A 21,216-nucleotide genomic window follows, 5' to 3' on the forward strand; every position below is an offset into this window, starting at 1 on the left:
ATTCTTATCCATGCAATAAAAATTCATTGAAAACACGTAATTAGATTTCATTCAAAAACGTGGTAAGCACGGTTTTCGTCATTATCATGCGATCATTGGAATTGTGATTCAATAGAAATAAAACACTGTTTTAGTTGTATCGATCACATATTTTGTTGAAAGAGATTTACCTGCTTTTGGAAATTAAAATTTATGTAAATCTGATGTGAATGAACGTGGTTTAAGTTTTAGGGCGGTCGATGAAGATGTTCGTGAAGGCGTCTTTGAGAGATATTCGAGGGCAGGCGGATTTGCCCGAATTGACAAAAACTGAAGGAGGCTGACGCGACAAAGAATTATGTGTGAAGTTGATCACAAATATAAACACTGGTAGGGTAAAGATGTCACTAACTGCCCAGACAGGCGTCAACAGGTTCGGTTGTATCGACATTATCGTCAATGTAAGTAAACCTGCTACGCTTGAATAAGGAGATTCGCATGGAGCGAATTTCCACTTCACAGAACGCGAACTGGACTGTGGAACGGACAGGGCTAAGTCTACGAGGAAAGCTATGCTTAGAAGGAAAAAGGTAAAACCTATCACGCTGCGCGACGTCACGATTATCGATGACGCAAAACTGCGTAAAGCGATCACCGCCGCCTCGCTGGGTAATGCGATGGAGTGGTTTGATTTTGGTGTATACGGCTTCGTGGCCTATGCGTTAGGTAAAGTGTTTTTCCCGGGTGCCGATCCCAGCCTGCAGATGATCGCCGCACTCGGTACGTTCTCCGTTCCCTTCCTTATACGCCCGTTGGGCGGCCTGTTCTTTGGTATGCTGGGCGATAAATACGGTCGCCAGAAGATACTAGCTATCACCATTGTTATTATGTCGATCAGTACGTTCTGTATCGGCCTGATACCGTCCTACGCCACCATTGGCATATGGGCACCGATTCTGCTGCTGCTGTGTAAGATGGCGCAGGGCTTCTCCGTCGGTGGCGAATATACCGGCGCGTCAATTTTTGTCGCGGAATACTCCCCGGACCGTAAGCGCGGCTTCATGGGAAGCTGGCTGGACTTCGGCTCCATCGCCGGGTTTGTCATGGGCGCGGGCGTCGTGGTGCTGATTTCCACCGTCGTGGGTGAAGAGAACTTCCTCGACTGGGGCTGGCGTATTCCGTTCTTCCTGGCGCTGCCGCTGGGCATTATAGGTCTTTACCTGCGCCACGCGCTGGAAGAGACGCCTGCGTTCCAGCAGCACGTTGATAAGCTTGAGCAGGGCGATCGCGAAGGGCTGCAGGAAGGGCCTAAAGTGTCGTTTAAAGAGATTGCTACCAAGCACTGGCGCAGCCTGCTGACCTGTATTGGTCTGGTGATTTCCACCAACGTGACCTATTACATGCTGCTGACCTACATGCCGAGCTATCTGTCGCATAACCTGCACTACTCGGAAGATCACGGCGTGCTGATTATCATCGCCATCATGGTGGGTATGCTGTTCGTGCAGCCGATTATGGGGCTGATGAGTGACCGCTTTGGCCGCCGTCCCTTCATCATTCTGGGCAGCGTTGCGCTGTTTGCGCTGGCTATTCCGGCCTTCATCCTGATTAACAGCAACGTGCTGGGGCTGATTTTTGCGGGCCTGCTGATGCTGGCGGTGATCCTGAACTGCTTTATCGGCGTGATGGCTTCGACGCTGCCTGCGATGTTCCCGACGCACATTCGCTACAGCGCCCTGGCCGCCGCGTTTAACATCTCCGTGCTGATTGCCGGCCTGACGCCAACGCTTGCCGCTTCGCTGGTTGAAAGTACCCAAAACCTGATGATGCCAGCGTATTACCTGATGGTTATCGCGGTGGTGGGCTTGATTACCGGCCTCACCATGAAAGAGACGGCGAACCGTCCTCTGAAGGGAGCGACGCCTGCGGCATCGGATATCGCAGAGGCGAAAGAGATCCTGCGCGAGCACTACGATAACGTCGAGCAGAAAATTGAAGATATTGATGCAGAGATTGAAGACCTGCAGAAAAAACGTTCTCGTCTGGTGGATCAGCATCCGCGGATTAACGAGTAACGCCTGATAAAAAAACCCGCCGCTGGCGGGTTTTTTTTGCGTCAAATTTCACCGATCCTCACGACTCTTCTTCTTCACCCAGCGACTGTACGATGAGATCGCGCAGCCACTTATGCGAGGGCTCGCGGTGCAGGTATTCGTGCCAGAGCATATTCATTTCAAAGCCCGGGATATCAATGGGCGGCACGAAGTATTGCAGCTGCGGGTTATCGCGAACCAGGCGCAGCGGCAGCATGCCCACCAGATCCGTGGTGGCGATGGTAAATACCGCAAACATAAAGTGGGGAACCGACAGGACCACTTTTCTGGCTAATCGCATATCCGCCAGCACGCGGTCGGTGTTTCCCCAGAACCCTGCGCCGTCCGGCGAGATAATGACGAAATCCAGTTCCAGAAATTGTTTTAAGGTTGGCGCGGATTTCAGCAGCGGATGACCCACGCGGCTTACCAGCACGTACCGTTCGCTGAACAACATGCGGCAGCGCATGCCCGGAGGCGATTCCTCCACGATGTGAAAGAAGAGATCGACCTTATCCTTCCCGCCCGCCTGGGCGATATGCGAGTTTGCGTTCTCAACAACCGCCACCCGGGTTCCGGGTGCTTCACGACGTAAATTCCTCAGAAGCGGTAGTAGCACCGTTGTTTCGCAGTAATCCGCCGCAACCACCTGCCAGGTATGGTTTGACTCCGCCGGAACAAACGGTCCGGGCGCGGAGACCGCTTTATTCAGCAACGCCAGCGCCTGGCCTAGCGGCGCGCGCAGAAGTTCGGCCCTGGCGGTGGGGCGCATCCCGCGCGGTCCCGGTAAGAACAGCGGATCGTCGAAGTTTTTGCGCAGCTTCGCTAACTGAACGCTGACGGTCGGCTGCGACAAGTTCAGCGAACGGGCCGCCCGCGTTACGTTTGGATCCTTCAGTAGCGTATCCAGCGTCAGCAGCAGATTAAGATCCAGCTTCCTGAGATTATCCATCGTAATACCTGCTATCAGTGAAATTCATTACTACTATATCTGACAAATCCCTACTATTCATTATCGATGTAGCCATAAAGAGGAGCGCCAAAAACTCTGCCATTCTGGTTATATTTTTTTCCAGATAATTCAGCGGCTGCACAAATATGTGATACGCCGCGCCTTATTATATTTAAGAACAAACTAACCACATATTCCATTTATGTTGCTTATTCGTAAATGGTAAATCAAAAAAGATGACAGGAGATGAAAATGCCAACGGGTCTTCTTGCCTTAGCACTTGGCGCATTTGGAATTGGTCTAACAGAATTTGGAATCGTTGGATTATTACCTCAAATAGCCGCTGAATTTTCCATAACAGAACAGGTCGCAGGCTATCTCGTTTCGGGATATGCCATCAGCGTTGCCGTTGGGGCAATTCTGTTAACGGCCGTCATGATTCGTATGGAGCGTCGATTAACGCTGCTGCTGCTGACGGGGCTGTTTATTGTCGGCAACCTTATTTCGGCACTCTCGGTCAGCTATGAAACGTTGCTGTTTGGCCGAATTGTGGCGGCGCTGTGCCACGGCGCTTTCTTTAGCGTTGGCGCGGTGGTGGCTTCCGATATGGTCGCTAACGACAAAAAAGGGGCGGCGATTTCCTTAATGTTCGCGGGCCTCACGGTGTCGAATATTGTCGGCGTTCCGCTGGGAACCTTTGTCGGCCTGGAGCTGGGCTGGCGCACGACCTTCTGGGCGCTGGCGGTCATCGGCGTGGTGACAATGCTGGGGATCAGAGCGCTTATTCCACCCATGCCTGCGCACCAGGACACTAATCTTAGCCGTGAATTTGCCGTGTTTAACCGCCCTCAGGTGTGGATCTCGGCCCTGCTGAGCGTGCTCTCCTTCGGTGGCGTCATCGGTGGTTTCACCTACATTGCCTTTACGCTGACCCAGGTCTCTGGCTTCGCCGCGCAGACCGTACCGTGGCTGCTGGTGCTGTTCGGTATTGGGACGTTTGTCGGCAATATTTTCGGTGGTAAAGCGGCAGATAAATCGCTGAATAAATCTCTCGGCACCATCCTGCTGATGTTGACGATAGTGATGGCGGCATTCGCAACGTTTGCGCATAGCCAAATCATGACCATTGTTCTGCTGCTGCTGATGGGAACGGTTGGGCTTGCTACTGCCCCAGGCCTGCAGCTCCGCATGATGAAGTATGCCAGCGATGCGCCAACGGTGGCTTCCGGCACCAACATTGCCGCTTTCAATATCGGTAACGCATTGGGCGCCTGGCTGGGCGGCATGGCGCTGGATAAAGGCTACGGTTTTGTCTCTCCACTTTGGGTGGGCGCGGCGTTGAGCCTGGCCGCACTGGCCGTCGTGATCATCGGCAGCCTTAATGTTGGGCTGAAAGCCAGCCGCGTGCAGGGATAAGCTCTCTCCCCAATATCGACTCTCGCGATGATATACGTACTTATTAACATCCTCTGAATAAAAGTGCTGGTAAGAGTTAATGACTCTTATCAGCATTATCCGAACGACAAATATATACCCGTTGTTTTACTAGTTCTAAAACACTTTTTATTTAATTGCGTGCCTCTGATTTATTTCAGAGGAGTCGTCACGCCTTCCATAAATACAAATGTTAATGAGACTCAATATGAAATATTTAAAAACAGGAAATGATAAAGCAGCAAATAGATGTAATATCGTTGGATTTTTCCCCGGTTTAGGCAGCCGGGTTGCTTATCAGAATATTGGCGATGAATTATTACGCGCCGGAAATCAGGACATTTTACAGATCTACCGCGATGCGGCCCTGGCGATGGGATACGGTGATTGTCCCGAAAAAATGATCATTACTGAGGAAACCTTGCCAGCGAAGGCGATGGAACGGCAGGGCTTTATTGGGGCCAGTTTTGTTGTTCATAATCTGGCGCTGGCGGCCCAGCTTCGGGCACAGGCAGAAGCGCAGGGTCTGGATTTACACATTAGCGCCTGGACGGGCGAAAGTTTTGGCATGATCAGTTCCGCGGCGGCCAGCGGGGCGCTAAGCGTGGCCGATGCGGTGAAGATTGCTAACTTTTTCACTCCCTATATTTTCCTGGCCTCGCAGGAGCATAGCGATCCGTTTAGCCGGGCAATTTCGTCGTATTTTCCGCCCACGGTAAATGCCCATCGCGTCGTGCCCGAACCGTATTACGTGGTGGCGCTTCGGGGGCGAACGAAAGATCTGGATGACGCCTTAAGCGCGCTGAAGGACGAGTTTCTTGAAAGCGAAATTGAGCTGCACAAAATTTACAGCCACGCGCAGGTCAACCTTTACGTCAAAAGCAGCATCAAGTCGTGTTTCGACATCTTTATGAAAAACCACCCGGCCATTGAGGTGTGCAAGCTTAAGGACCCGACCGCGTTTCTTACCCACTCGAAACAGCTTGCGCCGCTAAAGCAGGGGCTGGAGCAGTTCATTCAGGATCAGAATATTCTCTTTAGCGATCCGCATACGCCAGTGATTGCTAACCACCGTGAAGCGGTATTGACCCGCAAAGAGGAGATCCGCGCGGCGATCGTTGCCCTGGTGGATGAGGTGATGCTTTCGGCCTCTACGGCAAAACTGGCCGACGAATACAACGCCGATGCCATTATCGAGCTGGGGCTGGGAAACAAATCGGTTCAGATGCTGCGCGATAATGATATTCGCACGCCGGCATTTGCCTTTACCGGAGCGGAGGATGCGCCCGTCGTCGATGCGCTCTACGCGCTGGGTATGATTCGCAGAGGACGTACTGCGGGCCAGGTGTGCGGAGCCATTGACCATTGGCTGAGGGTCGCCCGTCAACATGCGGAGCTGGCGGCACAATTTTCACCGAAGATCGTTGAGGCTATTCATCAGGTCGCGTCCCTTAAGCTTGTGGTGCCCGGTGCACTTTCCGTCGGCGTAGAGAGCATCTACAAAAATAGCTGGCGCTTCAGGGATTACCTTCAGCACGGCGAGCGGGTGATCATGGCCCGCCTGCGGCGCAATATTCATGGTTCGGAAAGCGATAAGAACCAGACCTACGCGGACCTGAACATTTTGACCGAGAAGGGCGTGCTGCGTCATCAGAAAACGCCGTTCGTTATCCACGCGGAAAAAACGCTTTTTTACGTGTCCAGCCTGGATGCCTTGAGCAATAGCGATGTCTTTAACGCGCTGTCGGATCTGGAGGCGGCACCGGGCTATTCCGATATTTGCCAGTACATTGAAGCGGAGCGCAACCAGGGTGAGCCGCTGCGCAGGCTCCTGCAGCTCCGTAGCGTGATTGCGCAGCCTGAAACGCAGGTTATTCGCCGCATTATTTTGCAGACCCTCTCGTTCGAACTGATGAAGGTGCACCGTCCGGGGCTGGTGCAGGAAGGAAATACGTGCCTGGTCACCCATGATTTTATCGGCTGGCTGGCCTGCATGGTTATCTCCGGTGCCGCAACGTTTGAGAGTACGGTGCAGCTCTGCCGCGATTATTACTCCTCTCTGGGCCGTAAAATTTCAGCCTGGGCCGTGGTGAAAACCTTTGCCGCCGGGTTAGTCGACCCGAGCATACCGGTGCTTTCGATTAGCGGGCTGCCGCTGATGACAAACCGGGACCTGGAAGTGAACACCTTTAAGATGCTGTTGGGCGATTTCCCCGAACAGCGCGTGCAGGCTGCGCTTGATTGCCATTTATCCGTCATTACCCTCGACAGCGAGCTTACCAGCGCTTCGCTGGCGACCGCGCCTTACCAGTCGGACATTATTCACATCGCCTCTGCCGCGGATATTTGGCGCCGCAATCCTGCGGTGCTCCTCGAGCAGCGCGAGCGCGAGGCCCAGCTTTGCCTGACCGACGAGTTTCTTCAGGTGTCGGATTACGCTATCCGGCGAAACCTGCTGTGCAGCACGGTCAACGCTTATATAGAAGCGGACGAAGTGCCGGTTCTGTTCTGCCAGGGCGGCAGTGAGTCCATGACGATGTTTATCCAGCGCGCGCCTGAGAAACCCATCTTCGTGCGCAAAATCCTGAGCGAGGCCCTTACCGCAGCCAAATGGAACCCCGGCGGTACCGGCGTGATGCTGCCGCCGTTCGCTAAAGCGGCGCGCCAGGTGGATTATCTGCGCGCGCTGCCGGAGGAGGTAAAGCCGTGGTTCCCTCAGGTGTATGCCGTTCTGGAGCGCGAAATCCTGACGCCAGCCAGCCAGGAGCGCGTGGGGAAAGACACCTGTAAAGAGGTGATCTACGAGATGAGCCTCGTGGAAGGGGAGGAGGTGAGCCAGTTTATACAGCGTCATAACCCTTCGCCATCCGTTATCGCCCGGCTGTATGAGGTGATTTTCACCTTCCTGCGCGACAACGTTCATAGCCAGAATCGGGTTTTGACGGCTGGGAATACCCTTGAGATCTCCTACTTCAGGAAAATAGAAGAACGGCTGGCGCTGTGCCGTCAAACGGCGCCTCAATGCTTCAGCGCTGAGCTGCTGGACAGCGAGAAGATCGTGATCAACGGATGCGAATATTTAAACGTTAAGCCTCTGCTGAACATCTTCCGTTCTCACCCTGAATATCAGCGGATGCTGGAGCCGCGGTATCACTCGCTGGTGATGGGCGATACCAATACCGAAAACATTAAGCTTGGCAACGTTGCCCCTCTGCTGGCGGTGCAAGCGTTGATTGATGAACAGCGAAGCGAGGAGGACATTGCCCGCGCGATGGCGGCGATTACCGCCGGGACGCTTGAGCTTCGGTTCCTCGATCCGCGCGCCATCGGTTTTCAGACCGAAGGCGCCGAGTGCCGCGATGATTACATGTATGACAACAAGCCATGGCATAACTCCATCGGCCATTACGATGAGATCCACAACGAGCTGTTCACCCTTGAGATGACCGTGAACGGGGTGAAGAACCCGCTCATAAACATTCACTTTACGCCAGACAATCCGTGGCAGCGGGCGTATCAGGTTGTCGATTGCGCACACAGCAACAGCAACCCGCTAGCTGACCCCACGATTACGGGGCTGGAGACGTATTTTGCCCAGGTGATGGGGGCGGTTTACGAGCTCGATAACCCGAACTCGGTATGGCTGCGTGACGATCCGTACTGGCTGGTGCGCTTTGTCTTCATGATGGGCACGCATTTCACCGCGATGCCGCCTTTCCACTTTACGTCCGAACTGGACGGCACGATTAAAGACAGTATTCGCACCCAGCGCAGGCCGGTGGCGATCTACTGCGAAGGCATCAAATGGCTCAACTGGGCATTAGAGATTTTACAGGGCAAGCGCGACCAGTTCCTGGGCGTGAGCGTGCCGTTCGTTGAACACCTTGCTAAAGAGGCGATGTAATGCTGCAACACTACGAAGTACCTTCATTCGAGTCCGATCTGAACCGCGCCTTAGGGCGTTTGAATAATGAGAACCGCATTATCACGACGCCATGGAGCCGGATTGTGAGGGGCCTGGGGCTGGGCCAATATCCCATCCCCTTCTGCGAGACGCTTTCCGGCTGGATACAGGACGCCTTTGACGAGCTCAAGGTAAAAACCGAGTCGCAGAATAACTATACCCACTTTTCATCCCTGCTCTGTGACTTCATCTGCCTGCTGATCCAGCCCGGCAAAACGCTGGAGCCTCAGGTTCGGCTGGACTATATCTCTAACCTGCTTTTCTTAATCAATAACGAGGCCGATCCGTATCGGCGGATTATGCAGTACACCATCACCATTGACGCGCTGGCGAAGCTGAACATCAACCTGTTTGATGTACTGGAGAAGAGCGTGGATCTGTCGGGCCTGCTTTTTAATACCGTCCATCAGATTAAGTCGAACGACATTCATGATGAGAACAGCGGTAAGCATGGCGATTATGAAAAGCTCTCTGCCTATACGTCCGTTTTCTTTGCGCTGGCCAGCTGCGGCAAGTCCTCTTTATCTATTACCCGCCGACAGAACCACATCGAGAGCGCGCTAAGCCTTCTTAATAACATTCCGTCTCCGTTCTTCCGCGGGCGCGGTGGGAGCATGTTGTTTAGCGCGATTAGCGTGATGGGCCTGGAGCCTGTATTAAAAGAAGAGGTGGGGGATGCGATTATTCATACGCTGGATTATCTGGATCGGGCGGATACGATTGGCATTAATCCGTCGTTCCCGCAGCCAATGTCGCCTGCGTTTGTCAAAATCTATCCGCTGCTCACGATGCTGAACGCCATCGCGGTGACGGGGGCACGGCAGGCGCTTTATTTCCGGCAGGATCGTCTTCGTCAGGCGCGGGATCTGCTTGACGCGCTCACCCCCGTCGAGCAAACCCATATGGGCCTCTACTATATTATGGCGGTCTATAATCTTGGCCTGATCGAACAGGAGCAGGCCCACATCGACGCGCTGGTGGAAACGCTGGCAGGGACGGCGGCGAACATCGATCCTTCGGAGAACTATTTCCTGCACGGCATCGCATGCTCTTATGTCCTTGAGACCGCGCTGATTACCGGCAGGAAAGATCTCATTACCGATCGGCTCACCAGCCGACTGGCCGAAAGCTTCGCCACGATGGATAAATGCGTCGAGGATGAGATCAACAGGCCTTATCCGTTCGCCTATGCGCTGACGATGCTGGGAGAGGCGGGGCAGGCGCGCAAAATGTTTGAGCCTTCCACGTGCTATGGGGATCAATCTGCGACCAGCTGGGTGATTGCGAACCTGACGCAGGTAAAAGATGGCGCTGATGGCAGGCTCTATATGCTCAATCACGCATTGATCAACCTGATGCTGCGTATGCGCGGACACGATCGTTCTGCAGAAAAGGCCTACGGTAACGTCGTCTTCTAAGGTGACATTGCTTTCAAAACAGTAAATCAGAACCCGTCCGCAAGACGGGTTCGTTTGTTTTGTGGATAAGTCTGTGTGTAAAAGGGTATAAGGCGGGGTTTTGCTGTGGAATGCAGCAGTCAGTCATTTTTCTGTCATTTAGCGGTTGCGGCGCGGCGAGAACTCCCTATAATGCGCCTCCATCGACACGGCAGATGTGAATCACTTCACAAACAGCCCGGTCGGTTGAAGAGAAAAAATCCTGAAATAACGGGTTGACTCTGAAAGAGGAAAGCGTATTATACGCCACCTCGCAACGGTGAGCGAAAGCCGCGTTGCACTGCTCTTTAACAATTTATCAGACAATCTGTGTGGGCACTCAAAGTGACATGGATTCTTAACGTCCTCGGACGAAAAATGAATACCAAGTCTCTGAGTGAACACGTAATTCATTACGAAGTTTAATTCACGAGCATCAAACTTAAATTGAAGAGTTTGATCATGGCTCAGATTGAACGCTGGCGGCAGGCCTAACACATGCAAGTCGAGCGGCAGCGGAAAGTAGCTTGCTACTTTGCCGGCGAGCGGCGGACGGGTGAGTAATGTCTGGGAAACTGCCCGATGGAGGGGGATAACTACTGGAAACGGTAGCTAATACCGCATAACGTCGCAAGACCAAAGAGGGGGACCTTCGGGCCTCTTGCCATCGGATGTGCCCAGATGGGATTAGCTAGTAGGTGGGGTAACGGCTCACCTAGGCGACGATCCCTAGCTGGTCTGAGAGGATGACCAGCCACACTGGAACTGAGACACGGTCCAGACTCCTACGGGAGGCAGCAGTGGGGAATATTGCACAATGGGCGCAAGCCTGATGCAGCCATGCCGCGTGTATGAAGAAGGCCTTCGGGTTGTAAAGTACTTTCAGCGGGGAGGAAGGCGATAAGGTTAATAACCTTGTCGATTGACGTTACCCGCAGAAGAAGCACCGGCTAACTCCGTGCCAGCAGCCGCGGTAATACGGAGGGTGCAAGCGTTAATCGGAATTACTGGGCGTAAAGCGCACGCAGGCGGTCTGTCAAGTCGGATGTGAAATCCCCGGGCTCAACCTGGGAACTGCATTCGAAACTGGCAGGCTTGAGTCTCGTAGAGGGGGGTAGAATTCCAGGTGTAGCGGTGAAATGCGTAGAGATCTGGAGGAATACCGGTGGCGAAGGCGGCCCCCTGGACGAAGACTGACGCTCAGGTGCGAAAGCGTGGGGAGCAAACAGGATTAGATACCCTGGTAGTCCACGCCGTAAACGATGTCTATTTGGAGGTTGTGCCCTTGAGGCGTGGCTTCCGGAGCTAACGCGTTAAATAGACCGCCTGGGGAGTACGGCCGCAAGGTTAAAACTCAAATGAATTGACGGGGGCCCGCACAAGCGGTGGAGCATGTGGTTTAATTCGATGCAACGCGAAGAACCTTACCTACTCTTGACATCCAGAGAACTTAGCAGAGATGCTTTGGTGCCTTCGGGAACTCTGAGACAGGTGCTGCATGGCTGTCGTCAGCTCGTGTTGTGAAATGTTGGGTTAAGTCCCGCAACGAGCGCAACCCTTATCCTTTGTTGCCAGCGGTTAGGCCGGGAACTCAAAGGAGACTGCCAGTGATAAACTGGAGGAAGGTGGGGATGACGTCAAGTCATCATGGCCCTTACGAGTAGGGCTACACACGTGCTACAATGGCGTATACAAAGAGAAGCGACCTCGCGAGAGCAAGCGGACCTCATAAAGTACGTCGTAGTCCGGATTGGAGTCTGCAACTCGACTCCATGAAGTCGGAATCGCTAGTAATCGTGGATCAGAATGCTACGGTGAATACGTTCCCGGGCCTTGTACACACCGCCCGTCACACCATGGGAGTGGGTTGCAAAAGAAGTAGGTAGCTTAACCTTCGGGAGGGCGCTTACCACTTTGTGATTCATGACTGGGGTGAAGTCGTAACAAGGTAACCGTAGGGGAACCTGCGGTTGGATCACCTCCTTACCTTAAAGAACCTGCCTTTGTAGTGCTCACACAGATTGTCTGATGAAAAGTAAACAGCAAGGCGTCTTGCGATTGAGACTTTACGTCCCCTTCGTCTAGAGGCCCAGGACACCGCCCTTTCACGGCGGTAACAGGGGTTCGAATCCCCTAGGGGACGCCACTTGCTGGTTTGTGAGTGAAAGTCACCGACCCCCGTATCTCAAAACTCATCTTCGGGTGACGTTTGAGATATTTGCTCTTTAAAAATCTGGATCAAGCTGAAAATTGAAACGACACACATGTTATGTGTGTTCGAGTCTCTCAAATTTTCGCAATCACGATGATGAATCGAAAGAAACATCTTCGGGTTGTGAGGTTAAGCGACTAAGCGTACACGGTGGATGCCCTGGCAGTCAGAGGCGATGAAGGACGTGCTAATCTGCGAAAAGCGCCGGCGAGGTGATATGAACCCTTGACCCGGCGATGTCCGAATGGGGAAACCCAGTGTGATTCGTCACACTATCGTTAACTGAATACATAGGTTAACGAGGCGAACCGGGGGAACTGAAACATCTAAGTACCCCGAGGAAAAGAAATCAACCGAGATTCCCCCAGTAGCGGCGAGCGAACGGGGAGCAGCCCAGAGTCTGAATCAGCTTGTGTGTTAGTGGAAGCGTCTGGAAAGTCGCACGGTACAGGGTGACAGTCCCGTACACGAAAATGCACATGCTGTGAACTCGAAGAGTAGGGCGGGACACGTGGTATCCTGTCTGAATATGGGGGGACCATCCTCCAAGGCTAAATACTCCTGACTGACCGATAGTGAACCAGTACCGTGAGGGAAAGGCGAAAAGAACCCCGGCGAGGGGAGTGAAAAAGAACCTGAAACCGTGTACGTACAAGCAGTGGGAGCACCTTCGTGGTGTGACTGCGTACCTTTTGTATAATGGGTCAGCGACTTATATTCTGTAGCAAGGTTAACCGTATAGGGGAGCCGAAGGGAAACCGAGTCTTAACTGGGCGTTAAGTTGCAGGGTATAGACCCGAAACCCGGTGATCTAGCCATGGGCAGGTTGAAGGTTGGGTAACACTAACTGGAGGACCGAACCGACTAATGTTGAAAAATTAGCGGATGACCTGTGGCTGGGGGTGAAAGGCCAATCAAACCGGGAGATAGCTGGTTCTCCCCGAAAGCTATTTAGGTAGCGCCTCGTGAACTCATCTTCGGGGGTAGAGCACTGTTTCGGCTAGGGGGCCATCCCGGCTTACCAACCCGATGCAAACTACGAATACCGAAGAATGTTATCACGGGAGACACACGGCGGGTGCTAACGTCCGTCGTGAAGAGGGAAACAACCCAGACCGCCAGCTAAGGTCCCAAAGTCATGGTTAAGTGGGAAACGATGTGGGAAGGCACAGACAGCCAGGATGTTGGCTTAGAAGCAGCCATCATTTAAAGAAAGCGTAATAGCTCACTGGTCGAGTCGGCCTGCGCGGAAGATGTAACGGGGCTAAACCATGCACCGAAGCTGCGGCAGCGACACTCAGGTGTTGTTGGGTAGGGGAGCGTTCTGTAAGCCGTTGAAGGTGGCCTGTGAGGGTTGCTGGAGGTATCAGAAGTGCGAATGCTGACATAAGTAACGATAAAGCGGGTGAAAAGCCCGCTCGCCGGAAGACCAAGGGTTCCTGTCCAACGTTAATCGGGGCAGGGTGAGTCGACCCCTAAGGCGAGGCCGAAAGGCGTAGTCGATGGGAAACAGGTTAATATTCCTGTACTTGGTGTTACTGCGAAGGGGGGACGGAGAAGGCTATGTCAGCCGGGCGACGGTTGTCCCGGTTTAAGCATGTAGGCGGAGGTTCCAGGTAAATCCGGTACCTTATTAACGCTGAGGTGTGACGACGAGGCACTACGGTGCTGAAGTGATAAATGCCCTGCTTCCAGGAAAAGCCTCTAAGCATCAGGTAACACGAAATCGTACCCCAAACCGACACAGGTGGTCAGGTAGAGAATACCAAGGCGCTTGAGAGAACTCGGGTGAAGGAACTAGGCAAAATGGTGCCGTAACTTCGGGAGAAGGCACGCTGATATGTAGGTGAAGCCCCTGCGGGTGGAGCTGAAATCAGTCGAAGATACCAGCTGGCTGCAACTGTTTATTAAAAACACAGCACTGTGCAAACACGAAAGTGGACGTATACGGTGTGACGCCTGCCCGGTGCCGGAAGGTTAATTGATGGGGTTAGCGGCAACGCGAAGCTCTTGATCGAAGCCCCGGTAAACGGCGGCCGTAACTATAACGGTCCTAAGGTAGCGAAATTCCTTGTCGGGTAAGTTCCGACCTGCACGAATGGCGTAATGATGGCCAGGCTGTCTCCACCCGAGACTCAGTGAAATTGAACTCGCTGTGAAGATGCAGTGTACCCGCGGCAAGACGGAAAGACCCCGTGAACCTTTACTATAGCTTGACACTGAACACTGGTCCTTGATGTGTAGGATAGGTGGGAGGCTTTGAAGCGTGGACGCCAGTCTGCGTGGAGCCAACCTTGAAATACCACCCTTTAATGGCTGGTGTTCTAACGTAGACCCGTGATCCGGGTTGCGGACAGTGTCTGGTGGGTAGTTTGACTGGGGCGGTCTCCTCCCAAAGAGTAACGGAGGAGCACGAAGGTTAGCTAATCCTGGTCGGACATCAGGAGGTTAGTGCAATGGCATAAGCTAGCTTGACTGCGAGAGTGACGGCTCGAGCAGGTGCGAAAGCAGGTCATAGTGATCCGGTGGTTCTGAATGGAAGGGCCATCGCTCAACGGATAAAAGGTACTCCGGGGATAACAGGCTGATACCGCCCAAGAGTTCATATCGACGGCGGTGTTTGGCACCTCGATGTCGGCTCATCACATCCTGGGGCTGAAGTAGGTCCCAAGGGTATGGCTGTTCGCCATTTAAAGTGGTACGCGAGCTGGGTTTAGAACGTCGTGAGACAGTTCGGTCCCTATCTGCCGTGGGCGCTGGAGAATTGAGGGGGGCTGCTCCTAGTACGAGAGGACCGGAGTGGACGCATCACTGGTGTTCGGGTTGTCATGCCAATGGCACTGCCCGGTAGCTAAATGCGGAAGAGATAAGTGCTGAAAGCATCTAAGCACGAAACTTGCCCCGAGATGAGTTCTCCCTGACCCTTTAAGGGTCCTGAAGGAACGTTGAAGACGACGACGTTGATAGGTCGGGTGTGTAAGCGCAGCGATGCGTTGAGCTAACCGATACTAATGAACCGTGAGGCTTAACCTTACAACGCCGAAGGTGTTTTGGCGAAGAGACGAACAATCAAAATTCAGCCTGATACAGATAACAGAATTTGCCTGGCGGCTTTAGCGCGGTGGTCCCACCTGACCCCATGCCGAACTCAGAAGTGAAACGCCGTAGCGCCGATGGTAGTGTGGGGTCTCCCCATGTGAGAGTAGGGAACTGCCAGGCATCAATTAAGAAGAACCCCGTACCGAAAGGTGCGGGGTTTTTTGCTTTTAGTTTGGCTGAGGCGAAGCTATAACAGCCTGAGAACATTCCAGGATCAGTCCGGTAGTTTATTAGAGAGGAAAAACTACCGACTGAAAGTATTAGTGTTTCAACGCTTTAAAGACGGAAAAGCAAAAATATTTAGAGCTTTTCCTGCAGCTAACAAGGCTTCAGGAGGTTTCCTCAAGATAGATGATTTTGTCTGTGTCAAAGCATCTATGCATTTGAATAATCTCAATGTTCATGATGTTTTCATTACAATACTCATCGCCATTCATGATAACGAACTTAACGTTTTTATCTTTCATGCTGAAAAAAGAGGTTCCAAAACATCCCGCAATGTTTTTAGGTAATAAGTTCTGGGTATGAAGATACTCTAACGGAATATTGTCCGGAAGCACTGTGATGTTATCACCCAAGGCTGTGCATAGTTCATGATTTAATTCATGATTGACTGGGTGGCCTTTGTAAATTATGGACGTATCAATAGGCAGCATCCCTGAAGATTTAAGCTCAGTGATTTTTCTTAACATTGCTTGATGATGTGCTGCTCTCTTTTGAATATCGGGACAGTAAGTTGTTAGAAAGAGCGTGGCATCTCTATGTTTTGCTATTGCTGATAATCGTATACGAAGGTCTTCAGGAATATTTAACAAGCGGTCCCATATTCCATTATTTGATAGCAACGAGATATCACCCTCTCTATAGGATAAAGGAATTATGAAAGGAAGTAGTTCATCAAAAAAGTGGTTTTTTATCGTTTTGTTATAAAAAGGCTCAAGTAAATAGTACTTTGTATCGATAAAATAATGCCAAATATAATTATCAGCAATATTCCATTCCCATGAGCCCAGAGGTTTATTCATCATTAAAAGGTGCTGGAACACTTCCGACCTTTCACGCATCATTGTACTCAATAGTTTACCATCGAATCGACCCATCATAACGCGTTGGATAATGGTGCCGGTGCCATCATCATACAGATGAAGTTGTAGTTGCTTTAATGATATCTTTGGCAGCACTCTTTGTAATAATGGCACTAATATATCTGTTTCACGAATAATATTTGTATGTATCTCAATTTTAAAATCCTTTTTATTCGCGATGAATTTAGCAACGCTATCGAGCTTTTGTGATAAATGGTCATTAACTTTATAAGCAAATACAGTTCTGCCATTGACTTGATTAGCGTTATTTAACTTTAATCTCTCAAGAATAAGCACACTGAAGACGTTTTCGTCATCAATGGACTGAACATAATTTTTCAATTGCTGCGTCAAAGGAAGGGATGCTGGCTCAATAAAGATTTTAAGGGTTTTCATGCTCATATTTTGTTAAGTCTTCGTTTTCGAAAGCGATAATAAAATATTTAATGCAATTTTTGTGCCAGTGATTTTTTGCGCTATTTGGTCAGTTTTGGGGGGGGAGAGCAAACAAAAGGAAGTCTTTCTTCCATAAAAGGAAGATATGTTTCGTATTTATTGAAGTGTTAGCAAAGCCAGGGAGACAAAGCAGGCAGTGCGGGTAGATTGAGCGTCAGGGGAAGGAACTGTATTTCAAGAAAGCAAAAACCCAGCCATAGGCTGGGTTCTTTAAATAGTGGTGCCCGGACTCGGAATCGAACCAAGGACACGGGGATTTTCAATCCCCTGCTCTACCGACTGAGCTATCCGGGCAACGGAGCGCATTAAACCGCAATCACGCCTGACCGTCAACATTATTTCGGGAAAAGTCGTTCAACTGCTTAACTTTGCGACAATCTGACGGTTTACGAAGCGAAAAGGGTAAATTTATCGCTGCAGCTTAGGTCAATGCCCCACCCATACGACACTGCGCAAAGCGCAGAATATCCTCTGCCAGACGATGTGCTGTTTCCACGTCGGCCTGACTACGGTTGACCAGCATGCGGCTCAGGCAGCCTTCCAGAACCAACTCCATCTGTTTCGCCACCATTGCAGGATCGTCCACTTCAAGCGTGGTCAGCAGTTCATGGGTAAAATCATGCGCCGCACGCTTTTGCTGATCCGCCAACTGGTGAATCGGATGGCCAGGGTCCGGATAGAACGTGCAGGCCGCGATAAACAGGCAGCCGGGATAGCGGTTGTTGCTTACGCATTCGCTTAGCGCGGTGTAACGCGCCAGAAGCTTTTGCTCGGCAGTTAATTCTTCATTCAGCATTAGCTGCCTGCGCCAGACATCAACCTGCTGGCTAAGGTAGCGCAGCGCATCGTAAAGCAGCGCTTCTTTATCAGGCCAGAAGCGTGTTAACTCATCCAGAGGGTAATCGATACGGTCGGCGACCATCTCAAGCGTGGTGCTGGCGATCCCTTGAATCTCAAGTAACTGCAGGGCTTGTCCCAGTACGTCTTCGCGTTGCACGGTGTTCTCCTCCGCTATTCCCAACGGTTATCCCGTTTAAAGTGTTGTTTACGGTTGGCGATTGCGCAAATGTGCGCTGAAGGCCGATGCATCCATAAAACCGGTTACGCGCTGCGCCGGCAGCTCAATGCCCTGCTCGTCGAAAAACAGAATTGTCGGCAGGCCGAGGACGCTGAGCTGCTTTAGCAGGGCTTTATCCTGCGCGTTATTCGCCGTTACGTTCGCCTGAAGCAGAACCGTATCTTTCAGCTCGCTTTGCACCTGCGGCGCGCTAAAGGTGTACTTTTCAAACTCTTTGCAGGCGACGCACCAGTCGGCGTACAGATCGAGCATAACAGGCTTGCCTTTTGCCTGCGCGAGCGCGGCGTTGAGATCGTCTACGTTCCTAATCTGCGTAAAATTAAGATGCGCCTGCCTCTGCTGGACCGATGCGCCAAACGCCCAGTCCTGCAGCGGGCGTACGCTTACCAGCGCGGCGGCAAGAAGCATGATTTGCACCAGGCGCATCCACGGTTTTTTCGCCCCAAGGCTCACGATGAATGCCCATGAGAAGAAGGCCACGCCGAGCATCGCCCACAGGCGAATGCCCCAGACATCGCCGATGATACGCTCCAGCAGGAACACCGGTAATGCCAGAATGACAAAGCCAAACGCGGTTTTCACCGCCTCCATCCACGGGCCGCTTTTCGGCAGCAGGCGATTGCCAAATACCGTCACGAGGATAAGCGGAAGCCCCATCCCCAGCGCGTAAAGATACAGCGTCCCGCCGCCGAGCCACATATTGCCGCTTTGGGCGATGTACAGCAGGATGGCGCTTAGCGGCGCAGTGGTGCAGGGCGAGCAGATCAGCCCGGCAATAGCGCCCATTGCAAATACCCCGCCAGCGGAACCGCCCTGCTGACGGTTGCTCATCAGCGTTAGGCGAGTTTGCAGAGAAGAGGGCAGCTGCAGGGTGAACAGGCCAAACATCGACAGCGCCAGCAGGATAAATACTGCTGAAAGGCCGATGAGCACATAAGGATGCTGGAGCGCTGCCTGAAACTGTAGCCCGGCTGCCGCGACCACCAGACCCAGCGCGGTATAGGTCAGCGCCATGCCCTGCACGTAAATAAACGCCAGCAGAAGCGCTCGGGCGGTCGAAAGACGCCGCTTACCACCCAGCACAATCCCGGAAATCAACGGATACATGGGCAGTACGCAGGGGGTAAACGCGATTCCAATGCCAATCAGTAAAGCCCATAGCGCGGAGAAGGGCATGCCTGAAGCCGCTTCATCTTCATTTTTCACATTGTCCTTCTCCCCTGAGGTGAGGGGAGAAACAGCGGCAGACGCTTTGACTGCGGTAAGCGGAACGACCTTTGTTTCAGGAGGATAACAAAAGCCTGCGTCAGCACAGCCCTGGTAGGTGACGGTCAGGGTTGCGCCTTTATCCGCCTGGTTGACCGTCACGGGCACGCTTAAGCGCTGACGATAGATCTCGCTTTTGCCGTAGAATTCGTCCTCGTGCCATTCGCCTGATGGCATCTGCAGTGCGCCCACGCTTGCACCGGAAGGCGTAATGCTTACCTGCTTACGATAAAGGTAATAACCCTCTTTCACCTGCCAGGTGAGATTAAGATCGTGCTGATTTTGCTGAAAGTCGAAAACAAACGCCTGGTCGGCAGGAATAAAATTTGAACGGCCGGGTGCATCAAACAGTCCGGCAAAAGCTGACGTGCTGCACAGCAGCAGGATCAGCGCAAGGAAACGTTGAGCCATGAGAGATAATCGTTATCGCCGTGGACCACTGGCAAAACCAGCAGCTCCGGGGTTTGGTAAGGATGATGAGATTTGAGGCAGTCAAGGAGCGCCTGCTGGTTCCCCAGGTTGGTTTTAAGCAACATCTGGACTTCGTACTCCTGCTCCAGCTTGCCTTCCCAATAGTAGAGGGAAGTCGCGCCGGGCAGAATCGTTACGCAGGCCGCCAGTTTTTCGGCCAGCACTTTGGCGGCGAGATCCTGGGCGGAAGCTTCATCAGGGGCGGTACAAAGCACAACAACAGCGTCAGGCGTGTTCACAAGTCGACCTCCTCATCACGAAAGTCTTCACTATATCACGCAAGCGGATTGGTCATTAAAGAAACGGGCCGCACAGCGACCCGTTTTTAACTATTTTTACAGCGGCAAAACCTTTACAGCACGACGCCGCCGATGATAAATCCGAGGATGACGCACAGGCTGATGGCAACGACGCCTGGGATCAGGAAGGCATGGTTAAACACATATTTACCGATACGGGTAGAGCCCGTGTCATCCATTTCAACCGCCGCCAGCAGGGTTGGATAGGTTGGCAGGACAAACAGCGCGGAGACCGCGGCAAAGGAAGCGATTGCCGTTAACGGCGTGACCCCAAGCATCAGGGCCGCTGGCATCAACGCTTTCGTGGTGGCCGCCTGAGAGTAGAGCAGAGTCGCGGCAAAGAACAGCACCACGGCCAGCAGCCACGGGTAGTTGTGCAGCAGGTCACCCGCGACGGTCTGGATATCGCTGATGTGGGCTTTCACGAAGGTATCGCCAAGCCATGCCACGCCAAGCACGCAGACGCAGGCGCTCATGCCGGATTTGAAGGTGCTGGCATTCAGCACTTCGCTGGTATCGATTTTACAGGTGATGCTAATCAGCGTGGCGATGGTCAGCATAAAGACCACGATGGCTTCGTTACGCGGCAGTACCGGGTTCTGAATCAGCCCCACGGTATCGCTGATGGCGGTGGCGTAGAACATTACCGCGATAATCCCGATCAGGAACAGCAGCACGGCACGTTTCGCGTGCGGCTTCAGCTCAAAGACCTGGCTACCGCGCAGGCTGACTTCGCCTTTAGCCAAACGCTCCTGATATACCGGATCGTCCTTCAGTTCGGCGCCGAGGAAGTTGCACAGTACGGCGGTGATCATCACGGCGATCAGCGTCACCGGAATACAAATCGCCAGCAGCGTCAGGTAGCTCACGCCCAATGGCTCAAGAATGCCGGCGAAGAAAACCACGGCGGCAGAAATCGGTGATGCGGTGATGGCAATCTGTGACGCCACAACGGCAATCGAAAGCGGGCGAGACGGGCGAATGCCCTGCTCTTTTGCCACTTCGGTAATGACAGGCAGCGTAGAGAACGCCGTGTGGCCCGTTCCCGCCAGAATGGTCATAAACCAGGTTACCAGAGGAGCAAGGAAGGTGATGTATTTAGGGTGGCGGCGCAGCATACGTTCTGCCAGACTCACCAGATAGTCCATCCCGCCCGCGACCTGCATGGCTGCGATAGCGGCGATAACCGCCATGATGATTTCGATGACGTCAAACGGGATGGCGCCAGGTTTAATTTGAAAGAGTAGGGTGAGTACAAGCACGCCGAGGCCCCCGGCAAAACCAATGCCGATCCCCCCAAGCCGTGCGCCTAAGTAAATCGCCAACAGCACGACGACGAGTTCTGCTCCAAACATAACGACCTTCCTTGCTTATTAACAAGTTGATATTAAA

General features: G+C 52.6%; 10 protein-coding genes, 2 tRNA genes and 3 rRNA genes. 8 read left to right on the plus strand and 7 right to left on the minus strand.

Features of this window, described 5'->3' with window-relative positions; genetic code table 11:
* The first annotated feature begins 551 nt into the window (after positions 1–551).
* The gene (gene proP / locus V1599_RS04815) at positions 552–2,054 is read left to right on the plus strand and encodes a glycine betaine/L-proline transporter ProP (RefSeq protein ID WP_112013154.1); all 1,503 of its coding nucleotides are present in this window, start codon (positions 552–554) and stop codon (positions 2,052–2,054) included.
* A 58-nt stretch (positions 2,055–2,112) separates the two neighbouring features.
* Here proP and V1599_RS04820 read toward each other — a convergent pair whose 3' ends face one another.
* On the minus strand, positions 2,113–3,024 hold the full coding sequence (locus V1599_RS04820; RefSeq protein ID WP_112013155.1) for a LysR family transcriptional regulator: 912 nt from the start codon (positions 3,022–3,024) through the stop codon (positions 2,113–2,115).
* A 252-nt stretch (positions 3,025–3,276) separates the two neighbouring features.
* Between V1599_RS04820 and V1599_RS04825 the strand changes: the two genes are divergently transcribed.
* From V1599_RS04825 to rrf, 7 genes are all read left to right on the plus strand, one after another.
* Complete coding sequence (locus V1599_RS04825) at positions 3,277–4,440, plus strand: MFS transporter (RefSeq protein WP_112013156.1); 1,164 nt, start codon at positions 3,277–3,279, stop codon at positions 4,438–4,440.
* A gap of 226 nt (positions 4,441–4,666) precedes the next feature.
* Entirely contained in the window at positions 4,667–8,362 is a 3,696-nt protein-coding gene (locus V1599_RS04830) for a hypothetical protein (RefSeq protein ID WP_395301105.1), read from the plus strand.
* On the plus strand, positions 8,362–9,840 hold the full coding sequence (locus V1599_RS04835) for a hypothetical protein (RefSeq protein ID WP_395301106.1): 1,479 nt from the start codon (positions 8,362–8,364) through the stop codon (positions 9,838–9,840). The genes V1599_RS04830 and V1599_RS04835 overlap by 1 nt, the downstream gene beginning before the upstream one ends.
* A 462-nt stretch (positions 9,841–10,302) precedes the next feature.
* Positions 10,303–11,844 (plus strand): 16S ribosomal RNA (locus V1599_RS04840).
* 84 nt (positions 11,845–11,928) lie between these two features.
* Positions 11,929–12,004, plus strand: a tRNA-Glu gene (locus V1599_RS04845).
* A 193-nt stretch (positions 12,005–12,197) separates the two neighbouring features.
* Positions 12,198–15,103: ribosomal RNA gene (locus V1599_RS04850) — 23S ribosomal RNA — on the plus strand.
* A 70-nt stretch (positions 15,104–15,173) separates the two neighbouring features.
* Positions 15,174–15,289 (plus strand): 5S ribosomal RNA (gene rrf, locus V1599_RS04855).
* Together the 16S, 23S and 5S rRNA genes with 1 tRNA gene alongside form the textbook arrangement of a ribosomal RNA operon.
* A 209-nt stretch (positions 15,290–15,498) precedes the next feature.
* Here the strand turns inward: rrf and V1599_RS04860 are convergent.
* The 6 genes from V1599_RS04860 to V1599_RS04885 all read right to left on the minus strand — a co-directional run bounded on the left by V1599_RS04860 (position 15,499) and on the right by V1599_RS04885 (position 21,179).
* On the minus strand, positions 15,499–16,650 hold the full coding sequence (locus V1599_RS04860; RefSeq protein ID WP_395301107.1) for a hypothetical protein: 1,152 nt from the start codon (positions 16,648–16,650) through the stop codon (positions 15,499–15,501).
* 278 nt (positions 16,651–16,928) lie between these two features.
* Positions 16,929–17,004, minus strand: a tRNA-Phe gene (locus V1599_RS04865).
* A 127-nt stretch (positions 17,005–17,131) separates the two neighbouring features.
* A complete protein-coding gene (locus V1599_RS04870) occupies positions 17,132–17,707 on the minus strand; it encodes a transcriptional regulator (RefSeq protein ID WP_297122594.1) in 576 nt (191 codons plus the stop codon).
* A gap of 48 nt (positions 17,708–17,755) precedes the next feature.
* Positions 17,756–19,465, minus strand: a complete 1,710-nt coding sequence (locus V1599_RS04875; protein WP_395301108.1) for a protein-disulfide reductase DsbD — start codon at positions 19,463–19,465, stop codon at positions 17,756–17,758.
* Positions 19,441–19,764: a divalent cation tolerance protein CutA gene (gene cutA / locus V1599_RS04880; protein WP_112011971.1), complete on the minus strand. Its 324-nt coding sequence runs from the start codon at positions 19,762–19,764 to the stop codon at positions 19,441–19,443. Before cutA ends, V1599_RS04875 begins: the two co-directional genes overlap by 25 nt.
* Positions 19,765–19,877: 113 nt before the next feature.
* Complete coding sequence (locus V1599_RS04885) at positions 19,878–21,179, minus strand: anaerobic C4-dicarboxylate transporter (protein ID WP_297122596.1); 1,302 nt, start codon at positions 21,177–21,179, stop codon at positions 19,878–19,880.
* Positions 21,180–21,216: the final 37 nt, after the last annotated feature.

The sequence above is a fragment of the Enterobacter sp. ECC-175 genome, from assembly GCF_043968675.1.
GTDB lineage: Bacteria > Pseudomonadota > Gammaproteobacteria > Enterobacterales > Enterobacteriaceae > Enterobacter.